The sequence below is a fragment of the Speluncibacter jeojiensis genome, assembly GCF_029589495.1.
GTDB lineage: Bacteria > Actinomycetota > Actinomycetes > Mycobacteriales > Mycobacteriaceae > Speluncibacter > Speluncibacter jeojiensis.
The window spans coordinates 320,493-338,578 of sequence record NZ_JAAIVF010000005.1 but is presented as its reverse complement, the minus strand read 5'-3'; the positions used below and the strand labels follow the sequence as shown (position 1 = coordinate 338,578).

General features: G+C 70.0%; 18 protein-coding genes. 7 read left to right on the top strand and 11 right to left on the bottom strand.

The window, feature by feature from the left end; all coding sequences use genetic code 11:
* The first annotated feature begins 21 nt into the window (after positions 1 to 21).
* A complete protein-coding gene (locus G4X40_RS16755) occupies positions 22 to 807 on the top strand; it encodes a carbon-nitrogen hydrolase family protein (RefSeq protein WP_277834079.1) in 786 nt (261 codons plus the stop codon).
* A gap of 70 nt (positions 808 to 877) precedes the next feature.
* Here the strand turns inward: G4X40_RS16755 and G4X40_RS16750 are convergent, their stop codons facing one another.
* From G4X40_RS16750 to pdxH, 3 genes are all read right to left on the bottom strand, one after another.
* Positions 878 to 2,176 (bottom strand): citrate synthase, encoded by a 1,299-nt coding sequence (locus G4X40_RS16750; RefSeq protein ID WP_277834077.1) that lies wholly within the window; start codon positions 2,174 to 2,176, stop codon positions 878 to 880.
* A 199-nt stretch (positions 2,177 to 2,375) separates the two neighbouring features.
* Entirely contained in the window at positions 2,376 to 3,632 is a 1,257-nt protein-coding gene (locus tag G4X40_RS16745; RefSeq protein WP_277834190.1) for an MFS transporter, read from the bottom strand.
* 37 nt (positions 3,633 to 3,669) lie between these two features.
* Positions 3,670 to 4,320, bottom strand: a complete 651-nt coding sequence (gene pdxH, locus G4X40_RS16740) for a pyridoxamine 5'-phosphate oxidase (protein WP_277834188.1) — start codon at positions 4,318 to 4,320, stop codon at positions 3,670 to 3,672.
* A 282-nt stretch (positions 4,321 to 4,602) separates the two neighbouring features.
* Here pdxH and G4X40_RS16735 point away from each other — a divergent pair, with 282 nt between their 5' ends.
* The 5 genes from G4X40_RS16735 (at position 4,603) to G4X40_RS16715 (ending at position 10,306) form a co-directional block, all read left to right on the top strand.
* Positions 4,603 to 5,736: a citrate synthase 2 gene (locus G4X40_RS16735; protein ID WP_277834075.1), complete on the top strand. Its 1,134-nt coding sequence runs from the start codon at positions 4,603 to 4,605 to the stop codon at positions 5,734 to 5,736.
* Between the two features lie 62 nt (positions 5,737 to 5,798).
* The gene (serC, locus tag G4X40_RS16730) at positions 5,799 to 6,917 is read left to right on the top strand and encodes a phosphoserine transaminase (protein ID WP_277834074.1); all 1,119 of its coding nucleotides are present in this window, start codon (positions 5,799 to 5,801) and stop codon (positions 6,915 to 6,917) included.
* 137 nt (positions 6,918 to 7,054) lie between these two features.
* Positions 7,055 to 8,509 (top strand): flavin-containing monooxygenase, encoded by a 1,455-nt coding sequence (locus G4X40_RS16725; protein ID WP_277834073.1) that lies wholly within the window; start codon positions 7,055 to 7,057, stop codon positions 8,507 to 8,509.
* Between the two features lie 88 nt (positions 8,510 to 8,597).
* Complete coding sequence (sepH, locus tag G4X40_RS16720; protein ID WP_277834072.1) at positions 8,598 to 9,554, top strand: septation protein SepH; 957 nt, start codon at positions 8,598 to 8,600, stop codon at positions 9,552 to 9,554.
* A 41-nt stretch (positions 9,555 to 9,595) separates the two neighbouring features.
* Positions 9,596 to 10,306, top strand: a complete 711-nt coding sequence (locus G4X40_RS16715) for a DUF6928 family protein (RefSeq protein ID WP_277834071.1) — start codon at positions 9,596 to 9,598, stop codon at positions 10,304 to 10,306.
* Here G4X40_RS16715 and G4X40_RS16710 read toward each other — a convergent pair.
* From G4X40_RS16710 to G4X40_RS16700, 3 genes are read right to left on the bottom strand one after another with little or no spacing between them, the layout of a single operon-like run.
* Positions 10,239 to 11,387, bottom strand: a complete 1,149-nt coding sequence (locus tag G4X40_RS16710) for an acyl-CoA dehydrogenase family protein (protein WP_277834070.1) — start codon at positions 11,385 to 11,387, stop codon at positions 10,239 to 10,241. The genes G4X40_RS16715 and G4X40_RS16710 overlap by 68 nt on opposite strands.
* Before the next feature lie 18 nt (positions 11,388 to 11,405).
* Complete coding sequence (locus G4X40_RS16705) at positions 11,406 to 11,687, bottom strand: DUF2537 domain-containing protein (RefSeq protein ID WP_277834069.1); 282 nt, start codon at positions 11,685 to 11,687, stop codon at positions 11,406 to 11,408.
* Positions 11,677 to 12,483 (bottom strand): TrmH family RNA methyltransferase, encoded by an 807-nt coding sequence (locus G4X40_RS16700; protein WP_277834067.1) that lies wholly within the window; start codon positions 12,481 to 12,483, stop codon positions 11,677 to 11,679. The genes G4X40_RS16705 and G4X40_RS16700 overlap by 11 nt, the downstream gene beginning before the upstream one ends.
* A gap of 98 nt (positions 12,484 to 12,581) precedes the next feature.
* On the opposite strand from G4X40_RS16700, the gene G4X40_RS16695 reads away from it, so the two are divergent.
* Positions 12,582 to 13,481 carry an amidohydrolase family protein gene (locus G4X40_RS16695; protein WP_277834066.1) on the top strand — a complete coding sequence of 300 codons (900 nt, stop codon included), beginning with the start codon at positions 12,582 to 12,584 and terminating at the stop codon, positions 13,479 to 13,481.
* A gap of 52 nt (positions 13,482 to 13,533) precedes the next feature.
* Here the strand turns inward: G4X40_RS16695 and G4X40_RS16690 are convergent, their stop codons facing one another.
* From G4X40_RS16690 to G4X40_RS16670, 5 genes are all read right to left on the bottom strand, one after another.
* Positions 13,534 to 14,238 (bottom strand): response regulator, encoded by a 705-nt coding sequence (locus tag G4X40_RS16690; protein WP_277834065.1) that lies wholly within the window; start codon positions 14,236 to 14,238, stop codon positions 13,534 to 13,536.
* On the bottom strand, positions 14,217 to 15,401 hold the full coding sequence (locus G4X40_RS16685) for a sensor histidine kinase (RefSeq protein ID WP_277834063.1): 1,185 nt from the start codon (positions 15,399 to 15,401) through the stop codon (positions 14,217 to 14,219). Before G4X40_RS16685 ends, G4X40_RS16690 begins: the two co-directional genes overlap by 22 nt.
* A 78-nt stretch (positions 15,402 to 15,479) precedes the next feature.
* On the bottom strand, positions 15,480 to 16,001 hold the full coding sequence (locus G4X40_RS16680) for a hypothetical protein (protein WP_277834061.1): 522 nt from the start codon (positions 15,999 to 16,001) through the stop codon (positions 15,480 to 15,482).
* A 115-nt stretch (positions 16,002 to 16,116) separates the two neighbouring features.
* Entirely contained in the window at positions 16,117 to 16,548 is a 432-nt protein-coding gene (locus G4X40_RS16675) for an Rv0880 family HTH-type transcriptional regulator (protein ID WP_277834059.1), read from the bottom strand.
* Between the two features lie 75 nt (positions 16,549 to 16,623).
* Positions 16,624 to 18,072, bottom strand: a complete 1,449-nt coding sequence (locus G4X40_RS16670; protein ID WP_277834058.1) for an NCS2 family permease — start codon at positions 18,070 to 18,072, stop codon at positions 16,624 to 16,626.
* Positions 18,073 to 18,086 lie beyond the last annotated feature (14 nt).

Below are 18,086 nucleotides of genomic sequence, written 5' to 3'. Positions count from 1 at the left end.
GGCCGACCGGAGGACCACCCGATGCGCATCAGCCTCGCCCAGTTCGCCTCCGACGCCGACCCCGCCGAGAACCTGCACGTCGTCGAGCAGGCCGCCGACGCCGCCGCGCAGGCGGGCTCGCGGCTGCTGGTGCTCCCGGAGGCGACCATGCGGCGCTTCGGACTGCCGCTGCGCGAGATCGCCGAACCGGTCGACGGGCCGTGGGCCGACCGGGTCCGCGCGATCGCGCGGGAGCGTGCGCTGACCGTCGTCGTCGGCATGTTCACCCCCGCGCCCGACGGCCGGGTGCACAACACGCTGCTGGTCACCGGGCCCGGCGTCGACACCCATTACGACAAGATCCATCTGTACGACGCTTTCGGGTTCACCGAGTCCCGGACAGTCGCGGCCGGCGCCGACCCGGTCGTCTTCGACGTCGACGGGGTGCGGGTCGGGCTGGCCACCTGTTACGACATCCGCTTTGCCGGGCTGTTCCAGGCGCTGGCCGACCGCGGCGCCGCGCTGATCGCGGTGTCCGCCTCGTGGGCGGCGGGGCCTGGCAAGGTCGAGCAGTGGGAGCTGCTGGCCCGGGCCCGCGCGCTCGACTCGACCAGCTACGTCGCGGCCTGCGGGCAGCCGGCACCGAGCGGGCGCTCCCCCGAGAACCGGGACCCCACCGGCATCGGCCACAGCCTGGTCGCCGCGCCGGACGGCACCGTTGTCGGCGGTCTCGACGCCGCACCGGGGATGCTCACCGTCGACGTCGACCCGACCCGGGTGGACGCCGTGCGGCGCACCCTGCCGGTGTTGGCGAACCGGCGCTGGTGAGCGGCCGTCGACCGCAACGAAAACGACTGTGCCCCGGGAGGATTCCCAGGGCACAGTCGTCAGGAGTGGATCAGCGGGCCGACAGGTCGACGAAGTTCCGCTCGGTGTAGCCGGTGTAGATCTGACGCGGACGGCCGATCTTGGTGGCCGGGTCCTCGTGCATCTCACGCCAGTGCGCGATCCAGCCGGGCAGCCGGCCGAGCGCGAACAGGACCGTGAACATGCGCGTCGGGAAGCCCATCGCGCGGTAGATCAGGCCGGTGTAGAAGTCGACGTTCGGGTACAGCTTGCGCTCGATGAAGTAGTCGTCGCTCAGCGCGACCTCTTCGAGGCCCTTGGCGATGTCGAGCAGTTCGTCGTTGGCGCCGAGCTTCGCGAGCACCTGGTCGGCGGTCTTCTTGACGATCGCGGCACGCGGGTCGTAGTTCTTGTAGACGCGGTGCCCGAAGCCCATCAGCTTGACGCCGGCTTCCTTGTTCTTGACCCGCTTCATGAAGTCCTTGGTGTCGCCACCCTGGGCCTTGATCTCGTCGAGCATCTCGAGCACCGCCTGGTTGGCGCCGCCGTGCAGCGGGCCCCACAGCGCATTGATGCCGCCGGAGATCGACGTGAACAGGTTCGCGTTGGACGAGCCGACCAGGCGCACCGTCGACGTGGAGCAGTTCTGCTCGTGGTCGGCGTGCAGGATCAGCAGCATGTCGAGGGCCTTGGCGACCTCGGGGTCGACCTCGTAGGGCTCCGCGGGGAAGCCGAAGGTCATCCGCAGGAAGTTCTCGACCAGGCTCAGCGAGTTGTCCGGGTACAGGAACGGCTGCCCGACGGACTTCTTGTACGCATAGGCCGCGATCGTGGGCAGCTTGGCCAGCAGCCGGATGGTCGCGAGCTCGACCTGCTCGGGGTCGCTCGGGTCGAGCGAGTCCTGGTAGTACGCCGACAGCGCGTTGACCGCACTGGAGACCACCGGCATCGGGTGCGCGTTGCGGGGGAACCCGTCGAAGAACCGCTTGAGGTCCTCGTGCAGCAGCGTGTGCCGCTGGATGCGGGTGGTGAAGTCGTCGAGCTGCGCCTGCGTGGGCAGCTCCCCGTAGATGAGCAGGTAGCTGACCTCGAGGAAGGTGGACTTCCCTGCCAGCTGGTCGATCGGGTACCCGCGGTAACGCAGGATGCCCTGGTCGCCGTCGATGTAGGTGATCGCGGAACTGCACGAAGCCGTGTTGACAAAGCCGGAATCGAGCGTCACATAGCCGGTGTCGGCCAGGAGCTTGCCGAGCGCGATTCCGTCGTTGCCCTCGGTGGCCCGGGTGACCGACATGGTGTGCTCACCACCCGGGTAGCTGAGTACGGCGTTTTGGTCATTCTCAGCGGGCACGGAACATCCCTCTCAAGTCGGTCACGCGTAACGTGAAAGTCATCAGGCCAGATATCCCCTGTTTGGCGGTACCGGCCACTTCAGAAATCTAGTCCGTTGCCCGATCCCCTGCCTAGCCAGGTCCCCTCCGGGCGGGACAACGAATCGTTACCTCCGCAAATGAGACGCCGGGTGACCTGCACCGATGAGCGCCCGATTCTCATCCGATGTGCTCGGGTTCACTGCGCCCGACGCGGTATCGCACGAACGCCGGCAGCGCCAGCGCGGCGATCACCACGCCGATCACCACCAGCACTCCACCGCCCGCCGCGGCGGCCGACGTGCCGACGATCCCGGCCGCGTAGCCGTGCGCCACGTCGCCGATGCGCGGGCCCCCGGCGACCACCACCGTGAACACGCCCTGCAGTCGTCCGCGGACCTCGTCACCGGCGGCCTGCTGCAGCATCGTCGAGCGGAACGCCGCCGACACCATGTCCGCCGCCCCGCCCGCCGCCAGGAATGCCAGCGCGATCCACAGCCACCCGGTGCCGCCGGCCGCGGCCAGCCCGAAGCCCACCATCGTCAGCCCCCAGACGACGATCGCCACCACGACGGCAAGACCCTGGCGGCTCACCCGCGGCAACCACCCGGAGAAGACGCCGCCGAACACCGCACCGACCGACATGGCCGCGAACAGCAGGCCCATCACCGTGCCACCCTCGACCGGACCGCCGAACTGTTCGTGGGCCATCTGCGGGAACAGCGCCCGCGGCATGCCGAACACCATCGCGATGATGTCCACGAGGAACGACGCCAGCAGCACCTTGTGCCGTGCCGTGTAGGCGAATCCGTCCAGCACCGAACGCAGTCCGGCTCGGCGCACGGGTCCGGTCGGCGCCAGCGCGGGCAGCCGGACCGCCGCCCACAGTGTGGCCAGCAGACTGACCGGGTCGATCAGATACAGCACCGAGAGCCCGAACGCGGCCAGGAACACCCCGCCGAGCAGCGGGCCGACGATCGCGCCGAACTGCATGACGGTCATGTGCAGCGAATTCGCCGCGGGCAGTTGGTCTCCGGGCAGCAGCCGCGGGAAGATCGCGCTGCGGGTGGGTGAGTTGACCGCGAAGAACGCCTGCTGCAACGCGAACAGGCACAGCACCAGCCACACGTTGCGCGCGCCGAGCAGCGCCTGCAGCCAGAAGCCGGCGGAGGTCAGACACAGCCCGACCGTGGTGATCATCATCAGCGTGCGCCGGTCCATCGCGTCGGCCAGCGCACCGCCCCACAGGCCGAACACGATCAACGGCACCAGCCCGAACAGCCCGGTCAGGCCGACATAGGCTGAACTGCCGGTCAGGTCGTACACCTGGGCAGGGACCGCCACGACCGTCAGTTGCGCACCGATGACGGTGACGATGCCGGCCGTCCACAGGCGCCGGAAGTCCGGCTGCCGCAACGGCGTGGTGTCGGCAAGCATGTGCCGGAAGGTCGTCACCCGGTTCCCGCTCCCCCGCTCACGGCTGCAGCCTCGCCACCCGCCACTCGTCCCCGTCCCTGGTGACCCGGATCCGGTTGTGCAGGCGGTCGGCCTGGCCCTGCCAGAACTCGACCGTCACCGGGCGCAGCAGCAGTCCGCCCCACTGCGGCGGCACGGGGATGTCGTCGACGCCGGCGAACCGTTCGGCCACGGCCGCCAGCTTCGCCTCGAGTTCGGCGCGCGAGCCGACCGGCCGCGACTGGGCCGACGCCCACGCGCCCAGCCGCGCGCCGCGGGGTCGGCTGCGCCAGTACTCCTGCGTCTCGGCGGCACCGAGCCGCTCGACCGGGCCGCGCAGATGGACCTGCCGGTGCATCGCGAACCAGGGGAAGGTCACCGCGGCACGGGGCAGTGCGGCGAGCGCGCGCCCCTTGTCGGAGTCGTAGTTGGTGAAGAACCGCGCGCCGCGCTCGTCGACCCCCTTGCACAACACCGCCCGCGACTGCGGGTAGCCGTGCTCGTCGACGGTGGCCAGAACCATGGCGTTCGGCTCGGCGACCCGGCCGCCCTCGGGGCCGACGAAGTCGGCGGCCTCGCCGAGCCAGCGCTGCAGCAGCGCGAGCCATCCGCCACCCACCGCGGCCTCGTCGAGCACATCCGCCACCGGCGCGGCGTACGCCTGCCGCATCGCCGCCAGATCGAGCTCGGCGGGCGGCGAGAACACCGTCGGATCGGTGTCGTCGCGGCGTCCCGGACCGGCCGTGGGATCGTGTGGCTGCACCGCGAAAACGCTACTCGCGCGGAGCCGGCTCCGGCACAAGCGCCCCCGCCCGACCACCACGGTCTAGGCTCGGTCCGACGGACGACGCCGCCCGCCCCCGAACCGCATCCGGGTTCGCCGGCGCGACGCCGGCCCGGCCCCGCACACCAGGGCCTGCCGACCCGCAGGCCGACGAGGAGATGCGACACCATGGCACCCATCGCGGAAGTACCCGAAGGCTTCGTCAACGGACTCGAGGGCGTGACGGCCTTCACCACCGAGATCGCCGAGCCCGACAAAGACGGTGGCGCACTGCGGTACCGCGGCGTCGACATCGAGCAACTCGTCTCGCGGGGCATCACTTTCGGCAACGTCTGGGCACTGCTCGTCGACGGGCGTTTCGGCCCGGGTCTGCCGCCCGCCGAGCCGTTCCCGCTGCCGATCCACACCGGTGACGTACGCGTGGACGTGCAGGCCGGCCTCGCGATGCTCGCACCCATCTGGGGTTACCGCCCACTGCTCGACATCGACGACGAGACCGCACGCGACAACCTCGCCCGCGCCTCGGTGATGGCGCTGTCCTATGTGGCGCAGTCCGCCCGCGGCATCTACCAGCCCGCCGTGCCACAGTCGGTGATCGACGAATGTCCCACCATCACAGCGCGTTTCATGACCCGCTGGAAGGGCGACCCGGATCCGCGGCACATCCGCGCGATCGACGCCTACTGGGTGTCGGCGGCGGAGCACGGCATGAACGCGTCCACCTTCACCGCACGGGTCATCGCGTCCACCGGCGCCGACGTGGCCGCGTCGCTGTCCGGCGCCATCGGTGCGATGTCCGGTCCGCTGCACGGCGGCGCCCCGGCCCGGGTGCTGCCGATGATCGAGGAGACCGAGCGCAGCGGCGACCCGCGCGCACTGGTCACGGGCATTCTCGACCGCGGGGAGAAGCTGATGGGCTTCGGGCACCGCGTCTACCGGGCCGAGGATCCGCGCGCCCGCGTGCTGCGGGCCACCTGCAAGGAGCTCGACGCCCCGCGCTACGAGGTGGCCGCAGCACTCGAGCAGGCTGCGCTCGCCGAGTTGCGCGAGCGCCGCCCCGACCGCGCCATCGAGACGAACGTGGAGTTCTGGGCGGCGGTCATCCTGGACTTCGCCGAGGTGCCGCCGCACATGATGCCCGCGATGTTCACGTGCGGCCGCACGGCCGGCTGGTGCGCGCACATCATGGAGCAGAAGCGGCTCGGAAAGCTGGTCCGGCCGGCCGCGCTGTACGTCGGCCCCGAGCCCCGCAGCCCCGAGTCCGTCGAGGGCTGGGATCAGATCACCCACGGCGGCGACTAAACTCGAGCCGGACCATACCCAGTGGTAACCCTTCAGCACGAGACGTAAGGACGCTGTCACCGATGACCACGAGCCCGATCATCCCCGCCGACCTCTTGCCAGCCGACGGACGATTCGGGTGCGGTCCGTCCAAGGTGCGTCCCGAACAGCTGCAGCACCTCGTCGACACCGGTGCCTCCGTGTTCGGCACCAGCCACCGGCAGAAGCCGGTCAAGGACGTCGTCGCGCGGGTGCGCTCCGGCCTGCGTGACCTGTTCGCGCTGCCCGAGGGCTACGAGGTCGTGCTCGGCAACGGCGGCTCCACCGCGTTCTGGGATGCGGCGGCGTTCGGCCTGATCCGCGAGCGTTCGCAGCACTTCACCTACGGCGAGTTCTCGTCGAAGTTCGCGTCGGTCGCCAAGAAGAACCCGTTCATCGGCGACCCGGTCGTCGTCTCCGCGGAGCCGGGCGGCGCACCCGAGATCGTCGCCGACTCCTCCGTCGACCTGATCGGCTGGGCCCACAACGAGACCTCGACCGGGGTCGCCGTGCCGGTGCAGCGTCCGGCCGGCTCGGAGAATGCGCTGATCGCGATCGACGCGACCTCGGGCGCCGGCGGTCTGCCGGTCGAGGCCGCCGACGCGGACGTGTACTACTTCGCGCCGCAGAAGTGCTTCGCGGCCGACGGCGGCCTGTGGATCGCGCTGATGAGCCCGGCGGCGCTGGCCCGCGTCGAGGAGATAAAGGCGTCGGGCCGCTGGACCCCCGACTTCCTGTCGCTGCCGATCGCGGTCGAGAACAGCCTCAAGGACCAGACGTACAACACCCCGGCACTCGCCACGCTGCTGATGTTCGCCGACCAGATCGAGTGGATGAACCGCAACGGCGGCCTGGCCTGGACCACCGGCCGCACCGCCGACTCCTCCTCGCGGCTGTACAACTGGGCCGAGGCGTCGAGCTTCGCCACCCCGTTCGTCACCGACCCGGCGCACCGCTCGCAGGTCGTCGGCACCATCGACTTCAACGACGACGTCGACGCCGCCGCGGTGGCGAAGATCCTGCGCGCCAACGGGATCGTCGACACCGAGCCGTACCGCAAGCTCGGCCGCAACCAGCTGCGCATCGGCATGTTCCCGGCGATCGACCCCGAGGACGTCACCGCGCTGACCGCCTGCATCGACTGGGTCGTCGGACAGCTCTGAGTCCGCACCTGCTCGCGAACGGCCTCCGGCTGCCCAGCCGGGGGCCGTTCGTGTCGGCGCCCCGACCGCATCTATGCGATACCGCAGTTCACAGTTACCATGGTGAGGTAGCCCCGCCGAACCGGAAAGGCCGCCCCATGCGCCCCATCACCGCGGACGTCGACGTCCTCATCGTCGGAGCCGGCCTGTCCGGCGTCGGCGCGGCCCGCCACCTGCAGGACTCGCTGCCGGATGCGAGCTTCGCGATCCTCGAGGCCCGCGAGGCGATCGGCGGCACCTGGGACCTGTTCCGTTACCCGGGCGTGCGCTCGGACTCGGACATGCAGACGCTCGGCTACCGGTTCCGCCCGTGGACCGACGAGAAGTCCATCGCCGACGGTCACAAGATCCTGGAGTACGTGCGCGACACCGCCGCCGAGACCGGCATCGACCGGCACATCCGTTTCGGGCACCGCGTGGTGCGCGCCGAATGGTCGTCGGCCGAGAGCCGCTGGACGGTCACCGCCGAGCACGGCACGCAAAGCGTCACCCTGACCAGCCGGTTCCTGTACACGTGCACCGGCTACTACCGCTACGACGAGGGCTACACCCCCGACTTCGCGGGCACCGAGCGGTTCCGCGGGCAGATCGTGCACCCGCAGCACTGGCCGGCCGACCTCGACTACTCCGGCAAGAAGGTCGTGGTGATCGGCAGCGGCGCCACCGCGGTGACGCTGGTGCCGTCGATGGCCGACGACGCCGCGCACGTGACGATGCTGCAGCGCTCCCCCACCTACATCGCGTCACTGCCGGCGAAGGACCCGATCGCCAACACACTGCGCCGGGCACTGGGCAACCGGATCGCCTATCCGATCAGCCGCTGGAAGAACATCGCCGTCTCGGTCGGCGTCTACCAGGCGAGCCAGCGACTGCCGCGGTTGGTCAAGGCCATCCTGCGCCGGTCACAGCAGCGGCGCCTGCCCACCGGTTACGACATCGACACCCACCTGACCCCGCGCTACAACCCGTGGGACCAGCGGTTGTGCCTGGTTCCCAACGGCGACCTGTTCCGCGCCATCCGCCACGGCAAGGCCTCGATCGCGACCGACCGGATCGCCACCTTCACCGAAGCCGGGCTCGCACTCGAGTCCGGCGCCGAACTCGAGGCGGACATCGTCGTGACGGCCACCGGGCTGAACCTGCTCGTCTGCGGCGGGATCGAACTGTCCGTCGACGGCGCACCTGTGTCGTTCCCGAACACGCTGGCGTACAAGGGCATGATGCTCAGCGACGTGCCGAACTTCGTCTTCACGATCGGGTACACCAACGCATCCTGGACGCTCAAGGCCGATCTGGTCGCCGAGTACTTCTGCCGGCTGTACGCCCGCATGGCCGAGCGCGGCCAGTCGGTGTTCGTCGCCGTCAACGACGACCCGGCCCTGGAGACACGCCCGCTGCTCGACTTCGAGGCGGGCTACGTCCAGCGCGGTGTGGCGCAGTTCCCCCGCGCCGGTTCGAGGGCGCCGTGGCAGCTCGGCATGAGCTATTTCCACGATCTCGTGTCCCTGCGGCACGGCAGGCTCGACGACGCCGCCATGCGTTTCAGCGCCTGAGTTGTGACGTTTGGCCGCAATTCCCAGACGGCGGCGGCAATTCCATTACAGTGTGGTAGCACCCGCGTCTGCCACACAGGAGGTCCACGTGCGAGAACTTCGAGTGATCGGTCTCGACGCAGACGGCGAGAACGTGATCTTCCAGGAGCCCGGCACCGGCGAGAAGTTCTCCGTACCAGCGGACGACCGCCTGCGAGCGGCCGCGCGGGGTGATCTGAGCCGGCTCGGCCAGATCGAGATCGAAGCGGAGAGCACCCTGCGCCCCAGGGAGATTCAGGCACGCATCCGTTCCGGCGCCAGCGTCGAGCAGGTCGCCGCGCAGGCCGGGGTCTCGACCGCCCGCGTCGAACGCTTCGCCCATCCGGTGCTGCTCGAACGTGCCCGCGCAGCGGAGCTGGCCATGGCGGCACATCCGGTGCGGTCCGACGGTCCGGCCGCGCAGACCCTCGCCGAGGTCGTCGCCACCGCGTTCGGGGCCCGCGGCCAGGACCCGTCGACTGCCGAGTGGGACGCCTGGAAGGGCGAGGACGGCAACTGGATCGCCCAGCTGATCTGGCGCACCGGACACTCGGACAACAAGGCCCACTGGCGCTTTCAGCGCGACGGGCACGGCGGCACGGTCGTCGCGCTGGACGACGCCGCCACCGGGCTGATCGACCCGGACTTCTCACGCCCGCTGCGGACGCTCACCCCGGTGTCCCGACTGACCGGTTCCGACCGTCAGCAGATCGTCGCCGAGGCGTGCCCGCCGGCGATCGCCGAGGGCGACCGCACGGTCGACGTCGACGCCTACTCCGTGGACGACGAGCCGATGGAGCCGATCGAGGAGTCGACGGACTCCGACGAGGTCTCGTCGGAGTCCGTCGCCCCCGCCGAGCTCGCCCTGTCGGCCGCCCGGACCGGAACCGACTCGGCTACGCCCGATCCGACCTCACACGCGGGGTCGAGTCCTCAAGCGGCGCAGTCGAAGACCAAGAAGGGCAAGCCGGCGATGCCGTCCTGGGAGGACGTCCTGCTCGGCGTGCGCAGCAACGGCAGGGGCTGACCGGACACTCCACGGGACCGAACCGGCTGAGAGGTGGCGCGGTGGGAACTTCGGTGGCGACGATCTGGTACGTCGATGTCGAGGATCCGCTCGCGGTACTGCGTGCGCGACCTCGCCCCGATCCCGCCGCCTCCCGTGCGCTGGCGCAGCGTCTGCATCCGGACGCGAGGATCGAGCAACTGAGCGACGGTGCGCTGGCGCCCGGTCCGGACCTCGACGCCCACTGCCTCCATGTCGGTGTCTTCCCCGGTCTCACGGTGGTCTGCAGCCCCGAACTCGGCACCCAGTTGCCGTCCGCGTTGCCGTCCGTCTGGATCGGTCCGAACCCGGCGGAACACATCTACCTGGTTGTCCTGCAAGAGGATTCACACTGGGGCGCGTTCGCGCACTGGCAGCGCGGCAGGCTGTGCCGCTCCTTCAGCGCCGGCGCCTGCGACATCGGCGAGAACCTCGGCCTGCCCATGGTCTTCGAGGGGTCGTACTGGGCGGGCGAACACCCCCAGTTCCACGACGGTGAGGCCAGTCCGCTGCAGGCACTGCCGTTCCACCCGACCGAGTTCGCCGATGCGGCGCACCGCGAGTGGTTTGGCTTCGACCACTCGGCGGGCGCCGGCACCGGTGCGGCCGTCGATGCCGCACAGATTCCGCTGCTGGGGTTCCGCCTGCGGCCCGCAGGCACCGGCCTCACACGTCCAGCGACCGCGCGACGATCTCCTTCATTATCTCGGTGGTTCCGCCGTAGATCCGCGTGACGCGGGCGTCCGCATAGGCACGCGCGATCGGGTATTCGGTCATGAACCCGTAACCGCCGAACAGCTGCAGGCAGCGGTCGACGGTGCGGCCCTGCAGTTCCGTGCACCAGTACTTGGCCATCGACGCGTCGGTCGCGCTCAGCTCGCCCGCGTTCAGCGCGATCACGCACTGGTCGAGATAGTGCTGGGCCACCTCCACCTCGGTGGCGATCTCCGCGAGCGTGTGCCGGGTGGTCTGGAACGCACCGATGGACTGGCCGAAGGCCTTGCGCTCGCGCACGTACGTCTTGGTCCACTCGAGCGCCGACCGGGCCGCGGCCACCCCGGCGACCGCGATCGACAGCCGCTCCTGCGGCAGGTTCACCATCAGGTACGAGAAGCCCTTGCCCTCCTCGCCCAGCAGATTCGCCACCGGCACCCGCACGTCGTCGAAGAACAACTCGGCGGTGTCCTGCGCGTGCAGTCCCAGCTTGTCGAGGTTCCGCCCACGGTCGAAGCCGGCCATCCCGCGCTCGACGACCAGCAGGCTCAGGCCATTGTGCTTCTGGCCGGGGTCGGTCTTGGCCGCGACGATCACCAGATCCGAGTTGATGCCGTTGGTGATGAACGTCTTCGAGCCGTTCAGGACGTACTCGTCGCCGTCGCGGATCGCGGTGGTCGCGATGCTGCCCAGGTCAGAGCCGACGCCGGGCTCGGTCATCGCGATCGCGGTGATGAGTTCGCCGGCGGCGATCCCCGGCAACCAGCGGCGCTTCTGCTCGTCGTTGCACAGCGACAGGTAGTAGGGCAGGCAGATGTCGTTGTGCAGCGTCAGTCCGAGGCCGATCGCGCCGGCTCCCGCCGCGGCGAACTCCTCGCCGATGACGGTGTTGAACCGGAAGTCCTCGACGCCGCCGCCGCCGAACTCCTCGGGGATCGCCATCCCGAGGAAGCCGCCCGCGCCCGCCTTGGCGAACAATTCCCGCGACACGATCCCGGCCGCGTCCCACTCGTCGACATGCGGGACCACCTCACGCTGCAGGAACGTGCGGAAGCTGTCTCGGAAGGCCTCATGATCGGAGTCAAACAGTGAACGGCGCATAACTGAGCAGGGTAGCGCCTAACCCCACAGCGCGCTCGCCAGTAGCCAGACCCAGCCCGCCACCACTCCGGTGGCCAGTCCGCACACACACCAGCGCCACACCGGCTCGCGCCGGCGATGCCACAGGGCCGGGGCCGCACCCACCGCGACCAGCACGTTGGTCACCGAGGCCAGCCACGGGTTGACCCCCGCGAGTGCCATGCTCAGCGACACCACGGCCAGTGCGGTCCAGATGGTCACGGCCACCGCCACGGTCAGCCCGGCCGCTGCGGTCACCGAGTCGGTCCGGTCAACATCCATTGCGCACCCGTTCGTAGAAGGCCATCGCGGCGGCGGTCGCGACGTTGAGCGAGTCGGTCCCCGGCGCCATCGGAATGCGGGCGCGCACATCGGTTCCGCGCATGGTGCGCTCCTGCAGCCCTGGTCCCTCTGCGCCGAGCAGGATCGCGACCTTCTCGCCCGTCATCGCCTCGGCGAGTGGGACCGCCTCCGGATGGGGCGTGAGCGAGATGGTCTGGAAGCCCTTCTCCCGCAGCGCTTCGAGGTCGTGCGGCCAGTTCGCCGCCCGCGCGAACGGCACCCGCAGCACGTGGCCCATCGACACCCGCACCGCGCGCCGGTAGAGCGGATCGGCGCAGCGGTCGCCGAACAACACCGCCTCGACGCCGAGGCCGGCGGCGTTGCGGAACATCGAGCCGATGTTCTCGTGGTCGTTCACACCCTCGAGCACCGCGACCGTGCGGGCGCCGTCGAGCACCTCGTCGAGCGCGAGCGCCGGTGCCCGCTTGGCCGCGGCCAGCACCCCGCGGTTGAGGTGGAAGCCGACCACCTCGGCCATCACCTCGGCCGAGGTGCGGTAGAACGGCACGCCGAGGTCGTCGAGGTCGGCGCCGAGTTCGGTCAGTCGCCGGTCCACCCCGAGCAGACTGATCGGGTCGAAACGCGAGTCGATCATGCGCTGGACGACCAGCACACCCTCGGCGATCACCAGTCCCTTGCCGTCGGGCAGGTCGGGACGACGGTCCGAGGAGTTCAGATCCCGGTAGTCGTCCAGCCTCGGGTCGGCGGGGTCGTCGATGTCGATAACGTGAACCACCTGGTCATTGTAGAAAACGTGCACTGCAGGAAGGCGACGCCGTGCGTGAGTTGCGGGGTCGGGACCCCGCAACTCACGCACGGCGCTAGGTTGGCCCGATGAGCGAATCCGGGACGACCGCGGGCGACCACGAGGCGGCCGAGGTCGTCGAGTTCTGGCGGCAGCTCGGGTTGCCGGGCCTCGTCGACGTGCACACGCACTTCATGCCGAAGAACGTGATGGACAAGGTGTGGGCCTACTTCGACGCGGTGGGTCCGCTGACCGCCCGCGAGTGGCCGATCACGTACCGGATGGACGAGGACGCCCGTGTCGCCCGGTTGCGCGAGTTCGGCGTGCGGGCGTTCACCTCGCTGGTGTATCCGCACAAGCCGGACATGGCGCAGTGGCTCAACGAGTGGGCGACGCAGTTCGCGGCGCGAACCCCGGACTGCCTGCACACCGCGACCTTCCATCCGGAGCCCGGCGCCGCCGAGTATGTGACCGCGGCCATCGACGCCGGCGCGCGCGTGTTCAAGGCGCACGTGCAGGTCGGCGACTACGACCCGAACGACCCGCTGCTCAGCCACGTCTGGGGGATCCTCGAGGACGCCGCGGTGCCGGTGGTGATCCACTGCGGTTCCGGGCCGGCGCCGGGCACCTTCACGGGTCCCGAGCCGATCGCGGCGCTGCTGTCGCGCTACACCGAGTTGCGGCTGATCGTCGCGCACATGGGGCTGCCCGAGTACAGCGCGTTCCTCGACCTCGCCGAGAACCATCCCGGCGTGCACCTGGACACGACGATGGCGTTCACCGACTTCACCGAGGAGAACCACCCGTTCCCGGCCGCCGACCTGCCACGGCTCGCCGACCTCGGGGACCGGGTGCTGTTCGGCAGCGACTACCCAAACATCCCCTACCGGTATCTCGACGCGCTCACCGCGCTGACCCGCCTGGACCTCGGCGACGACTGGGTGCGCGGCGTCTGCCACGACAACGCGGTGCGGCTGTTCGACCTGTGACGGCTCTGCCCGACACCGATCCACGCCCGACACCGAAGCGGCACAGCCGAATTCACACCATGCCGTGAGTGAACGCGTAGTGCACCGCATGTGCGCGGTCACGCAGTCGTGCCTTGGCGAACAGGTTGTTGATGTGGGTCTTGACGGTCGCCTCGCCGATGAACAGCCGCGCGGCGATGTCCTTGTTGCTCAACCCCTCCGCGATCAGGCCGAGCACCTCCGCCTCCCGGGCGGTCAGGTCGACCGGCGGCCCGGACGGCGACCGTGCAGGTTCGGCCGGGGGCGCCCCGCGGCGTGCCGCGGCGACCAGTCGCAGTTGCACCGCGGGATCGAGGACGGACTGTCCGGCGGCGGCGGACCGTGCTGCGCGGGCGATGTCGTCGATGCCGGCGTCCTTGGTAAGGTAGCCGCGGGCCCCGGCGCCGAGCGCCGCGACGATCGAGTCCTCGTCGTCGAATGTGGTGAGCACCAGCACCGCGACGTCCGGGAACCGTTCGGTGATGTTCCGGGTCGCCTCGATGCCGCCGACCTGGGGCATCCGCAGGTCCATCAGCACGACAGCCGGGCGCTCCCGCTCGACCGCGGCGATCGCCTCCGCCCCGTTCGCAGCACGGGCCACGACCTCGACGTCGTCCATCATGTCCAGCATGGTGGCCACGGCCTCGCGGATGACCGCCTGGTCGTCGGCCACCACCAGCCGCAACACGGCGCCCTCGTCCCGTGGTTCCGAATCCTTCACGCCGGGATCTGCACCCATACCCGCCATCCTCCCGCGAACGGACCGGTCGTGACCGGCCCGGATTCCATCGTGCCGCCCAACAGGTTCACGCGTTCACGCATCCCGACCAGCCCCATCCCGCCGCCGGACCGGCCGAGTTCCGGCTGGGCCTGCGTGCCCGGACCGTTGAGCACCTCGACCGTCACCTCCGCGTCGCCGTAACCGAGCCGTACGGAGAGCGTCGCCCCGGGGGCGTGCTTGCGGGCGTTGGTCAGCGACTCCTGCACCGCGCGCACCAGCGCCTGCGCGACGGCGGTGTCGACGGCGCGCTCGGTGCCGGTCAGCTCCAAATCCGTGGCGGCCGGGTCGGTCTCGAGCATCGCGGCGATCGCCCCTGCGGGCGACAACGTCTCGTCGCGCAGCGCGTAGACGGCCTTACGCGCCTCGGTGAGGCCCTCGCGCACCATCGACTGCGCCTGCCCCAGGGCCACCCGCCCCTCCACCACCCGATCCCGTCCGATCAGGGCGTCGGCCAGCTGCAGCTGCATGTTCACCCCGGACAGCGAGTGCGCGAGCACGTCGTGGATGTCGCGGGCGATCCGGGCGCGCTCGGCCAGGGCGTGCTCGCGCGCCTCGGAGGCTGAAGCCCGCCGCGTCTGCTCGACGGCGATCCGCGCGTTGCGCAGCGCCTCGGTGCGCTGCCGCCGGGCGATCCCCGCCAGCACCGGAAGTCCGGTGAGCAGACCGAACGGCCACGCCATCGCGTCATGTCCGACGGCCGCCGCGATCAGCAGGGCTACCACGCTGCACAGCGCCGTCGCTGCGCCGACCGTCACCGCGCGGCGCAGCGGGTAGCGGTAGCCGGCGTGCCCGGCGAGGAAGAACGGGAAGGCCGACGCGATGCTGTTCGATGCCGTCGCCAGGATGGCTGCGGAGGCGAGCATCCCGATCCAGATCGTCCCCGCCCGGACCCGTTCCGGCACAAAGCGGTCCGGTATCGACCGCTGCAGCACGACCAACGAGTTGATCACCAGCAGGATCAGCTGGACCAGACCGAAACCGTGCAGACCCAGTGGCCGGACCGTCCAGGCCGATCCGATGATCAGCGCGAGCGACACGAACGGCTGCATGCCGTCCCGCATCCGGTCGCTCGCGAGCAACGCCGGCGCATCCCGTTCACCGGACCGCTCGCGAAACGTCATGTCGGACAGTATCGCCTGTGCGTGAGTTGCGTGGTCCCGGCCCCGCAACTCACGCATGGTCCCCGGCTCCGTCACGGGTCAGCGCGGCAGGGACGGGCCGAACGCGACGGGCGCACCGGTGCGGCGGTCCCGCTTGCTCCAGAGCAGCGTCGACTCCATCCTCATCGCGCGGGCCAGGACGACCAGCGACTCGGCCAGGATGCCCAGTCCCAGCGCCACCATCACGCCGGTGCCGGTCGAATCCGCCGCGCCGACGACGTGCGCGACCATACCCAGCCCGACCTTCGCGGCGATGTTGACCGCCCACAGCACGAGGGTCACCGCGCGGTAGCGCATCCACACCACGCCGTCGCGGTCCCCGACCTGCACGGTGAACCCGCGCAGCACCCCGAGCACCAGACTGACCGCCACCGAGACGGCGATCAGGACCAGCGCGGCGACCGACAGTGTCCGCAGGTCCCCCAGGCTGCTCAGCCCGATGATCGTGAGCACGACCGGCAGGATCAGGAGCCGCTTGGCCTGCAGCACGTCGCCGAGGTAGCGGCGATACATGAGATAGCAGACGGCGGCGACGGCGAGGACGATCTGGGCGGGTCCCATGATGTTCGGCTCCTGGTGCGGCGGTCGTGAACACCTGCAACGCTAGGAAGTCCGGGTTCGCGGCGGATCCACCCTCGGGTGGAGGCGGGGGTGGAGATCCGGGCGGGGGCGGGCGTCAGTCGTGCTCGTTGACGAGCATGGTGATGACGTCGACGGCCGAACGCAGCGCGTCGCGCTGTGCGGGGTCGAGCGTCTCGAGGCGCTCGGACAGCCACGCCTCGCGGGCGCTCGCCTCGCCCTCGATGAGCGCGTTACCGGACTCGGACAGCGAGACGATGATCTGCCGTCCGTCGGTGGGATGCGGGGCCCGATCGACCAGACCCGATTCCGCCAGCGACGAGATGACCCGCGTCATCGACGGCGGCTGGACCCACTCGCGCGAGGCGAGCGCGCCGGGCGTCATCGGCCCCTCCCGGTACAGGGTCGACAGCGCGGACAGCTGGGTCAGGGACACCGGAGCGTCGCCACGTCGGCCACGAAGGTGCCGAGCCAGTCGAACCACCGCCAGCGAGAGGTCGCCGGCCAGGGTGCGGTCTCCGTCATTCACAAACGAAACGATACGGTACCGGGCCGACCGCTCAGTCGCTTTCAGGCCAGCGCGGGTGCCACGGCAGTGCGGGATTCAGGTAAGTGCGGCGGTGATCGGCCCGACCGCGAAGTACGCGACGAACGCGAGCGCCACCGCCCACATCAGCGGATGCGCATCCCGTGCCCGGCCCGCGGCGGTGTGCGTGGCGACCCACGCGATGAACCCGACGCCGATGCCGTTGGCGATCGAATACGTGAACGGCATGACGACGATCGTCAGGAACGCCGGCAGCGCCACCTGGAAGCTGCTGAAGTCGATGTCCCGAACCTGCCCGATCATCAGCGCACCGACCACCACCAGCGCCGGGGCCGCGGCCTCGATCGGCACCACCGCATACAGCGGGGTCAGGAACATCGCGCCGAGGAACAGCAGCCCGGTGACCACGTTGGCCAGGCCGGTGCGGGCTCCCTCGGCGATACCGGCCGCCGACTCCACGAAGACGGTGTTCGACGACCCTGAGCACGCGCCGCCGATGATGGCGCCGGTGCCCTCGACCATCAGCGCCTTGCCGATGCCCGGCAGGTTTCCCTGTTCGTCGGTCAGGTCCGCCTCCTTGCCGAGGCCGGTCATGGTGCCCATCGCGTCGAAGAAGTTGGCCAGCACCAGCGTGAACACCAGCAGGCTCGCCGACAGCGCCCCGATGCGGGTGAACGCGCCGAAGCTGACGTCGCCGACGAGCGAGAGGTCGGGCAGTTCCGCGAGCACGTGCGGCACCCCCGGCACCGACAGGTTCCAGCCCTTCGGGTTGCCCGACGAAGAACCGACATGGGTGATCGCCTGCACCAGCATCGCGAGTGCCGTCGTCACCACGATGCCGATGAGCAGTCCGCCGCGGACCTTCTTGACCACCAGCACGCCCATCAGCAGCACCCCGAACACGAACAGTGCGGTGGGCCACGAGGCGATCGACCCGTCGATGCCCAACCCGACCGGGATGGTCGTGTGCGCCGAGTCCGGCAGGCGCCGCACGAATCCCGCGTCGACCATGCCGATGAACGCGATGAACAGGCCGATGCCGACGGTGATCGCCGACTTCAGTGCGCCGGGAATGGCGTTGAGCACCGCGGTCCGCACGCCGGACACCGCCAGCAGGACGATGACGAGACCGTCGATGATCACCAGGCCCATCGCCTCGGGCCAGGTGACCTGCGGGGCGATGGTCACCGCCAGCAGACTGCTCACGCCCAGCCCCGCGGCGATGCCGAACGGGAAGTTCGCGATCACACCGAAGAGCAGGCTCATCACTCCGGCGACGAGCGCGGTGACCGCGGCGACCTGGCTGACCGGCAGGATGTGACCGAGCACATCCCGCTTGGCGGTCGCGTCGTCGGCCGAGAAACTGCCCAGGATCAGCGGATTGAGCACGATGATGTACGCCATCGTGACGAACGTCATGACGCCGCCGCGGATTTCCCTCGACACACTGGAGCCACGCTCGGAGATCTTGAAATAACCGTCGAGCGTGCGGGTGCGGAAGGACATAGCGGAAGCGTAAA

Excerpts from the sequence above, each read along its gene's own strand:
- G4X40_RS16695 (WP_277834066.1), top strand. The coding sequence starts at position 12,582 with ATGAGCGAATCCGGGACGACCGCGGGCGACCACGAGGCGGCCGAGGTC.
- G4X40_RS16680 (WP_277834061.1), bottom strand. The coding sequence starts at position 16,001 with ATGGGACCCGCCCAGATCGTCCTCGCCGTCGCCGCCGTCTGCTATCTC.
- G4X40_RS16670 (WP_277834058.1), bottom strand. The coding sequence starts at position 18,072 with ATGTCCTTCCGCACCCGCACGCTCGACGGTTATTTCAAGATCTCCGAG.
- G4X40_RS16745 (WP_277834190.1), bottom strand. The coding sequence starts at position 3,632 with ATGCTTGCCGACACCACGCCGTTGCGGCAGCCGGACTTCCGGCGCCTG.
- G4X40_RS16690 (WP_277834065.1), bottom strand. The coding sequence starts at position 14,238 with ATGGGTGCAGATCCCGGCGTGAAGGATTCGGAACCACGGGACGAGGGC.
- G4X40_RS16725 (WP_277834073.1), top strand. The coding sequence starts at position 7,055 with ATGCGCCCCATCACCGCGGACGTCGACGTCCTCATCGTCGGAGCCGGC.
- G4X40_RS16735 (WP_277834075.1), top strand. The coding sequence starts at position 4,603 with ATGGCACCCATCGCGGAAGTACCCGAAGGCTTCGTCAACGGACTCGAG.
- G4X40_RS16755 (WP_277834079.1), top strand. The coding sequence starts at position 22 with ATGCGCATCAGCCTCGCCCAGTTCGCCTCCGACGCCGACCCCGCCGAG.
- pdxH (WP_277834188.1), bottom strand. The coding sequence starts at position 4,320 with ATGCGGCAGGCGTACGCCGCGCCGGTGGCGGATGTGCTCGACGAGGCC.
- G4X40_RS16705 (WP_277834069.1), bottom strand. The coding sequence starts at position 11,687 with ATGGATGTTGACCGGACCGACTCGGTGACCGCAGCGGCCGGGCTGACC.
- serC (WP_277834074.1), top strand. The coding sequence starts at position 5,799 with ATGACCACGAGCCCGATCATCCCCGCCGACCTCTTGCCAGCCGACGGA.
- G4X40_RS16685 (WP_277834063.1), bottom strand. The coding sequence starts at position 15,401 with ATGACGTTTCGCGAGCGGTCCGGTGAACGGGATGCGCCGGCGTTGCTC.
- G4X40_RS16710 (WP_277834070.1), bottom strand. The coding sequence starts at position 11,387 with ATGCGCCGTTCACTGTTTGACTCCGATCATGAGGCCTTCCGAGACAGC.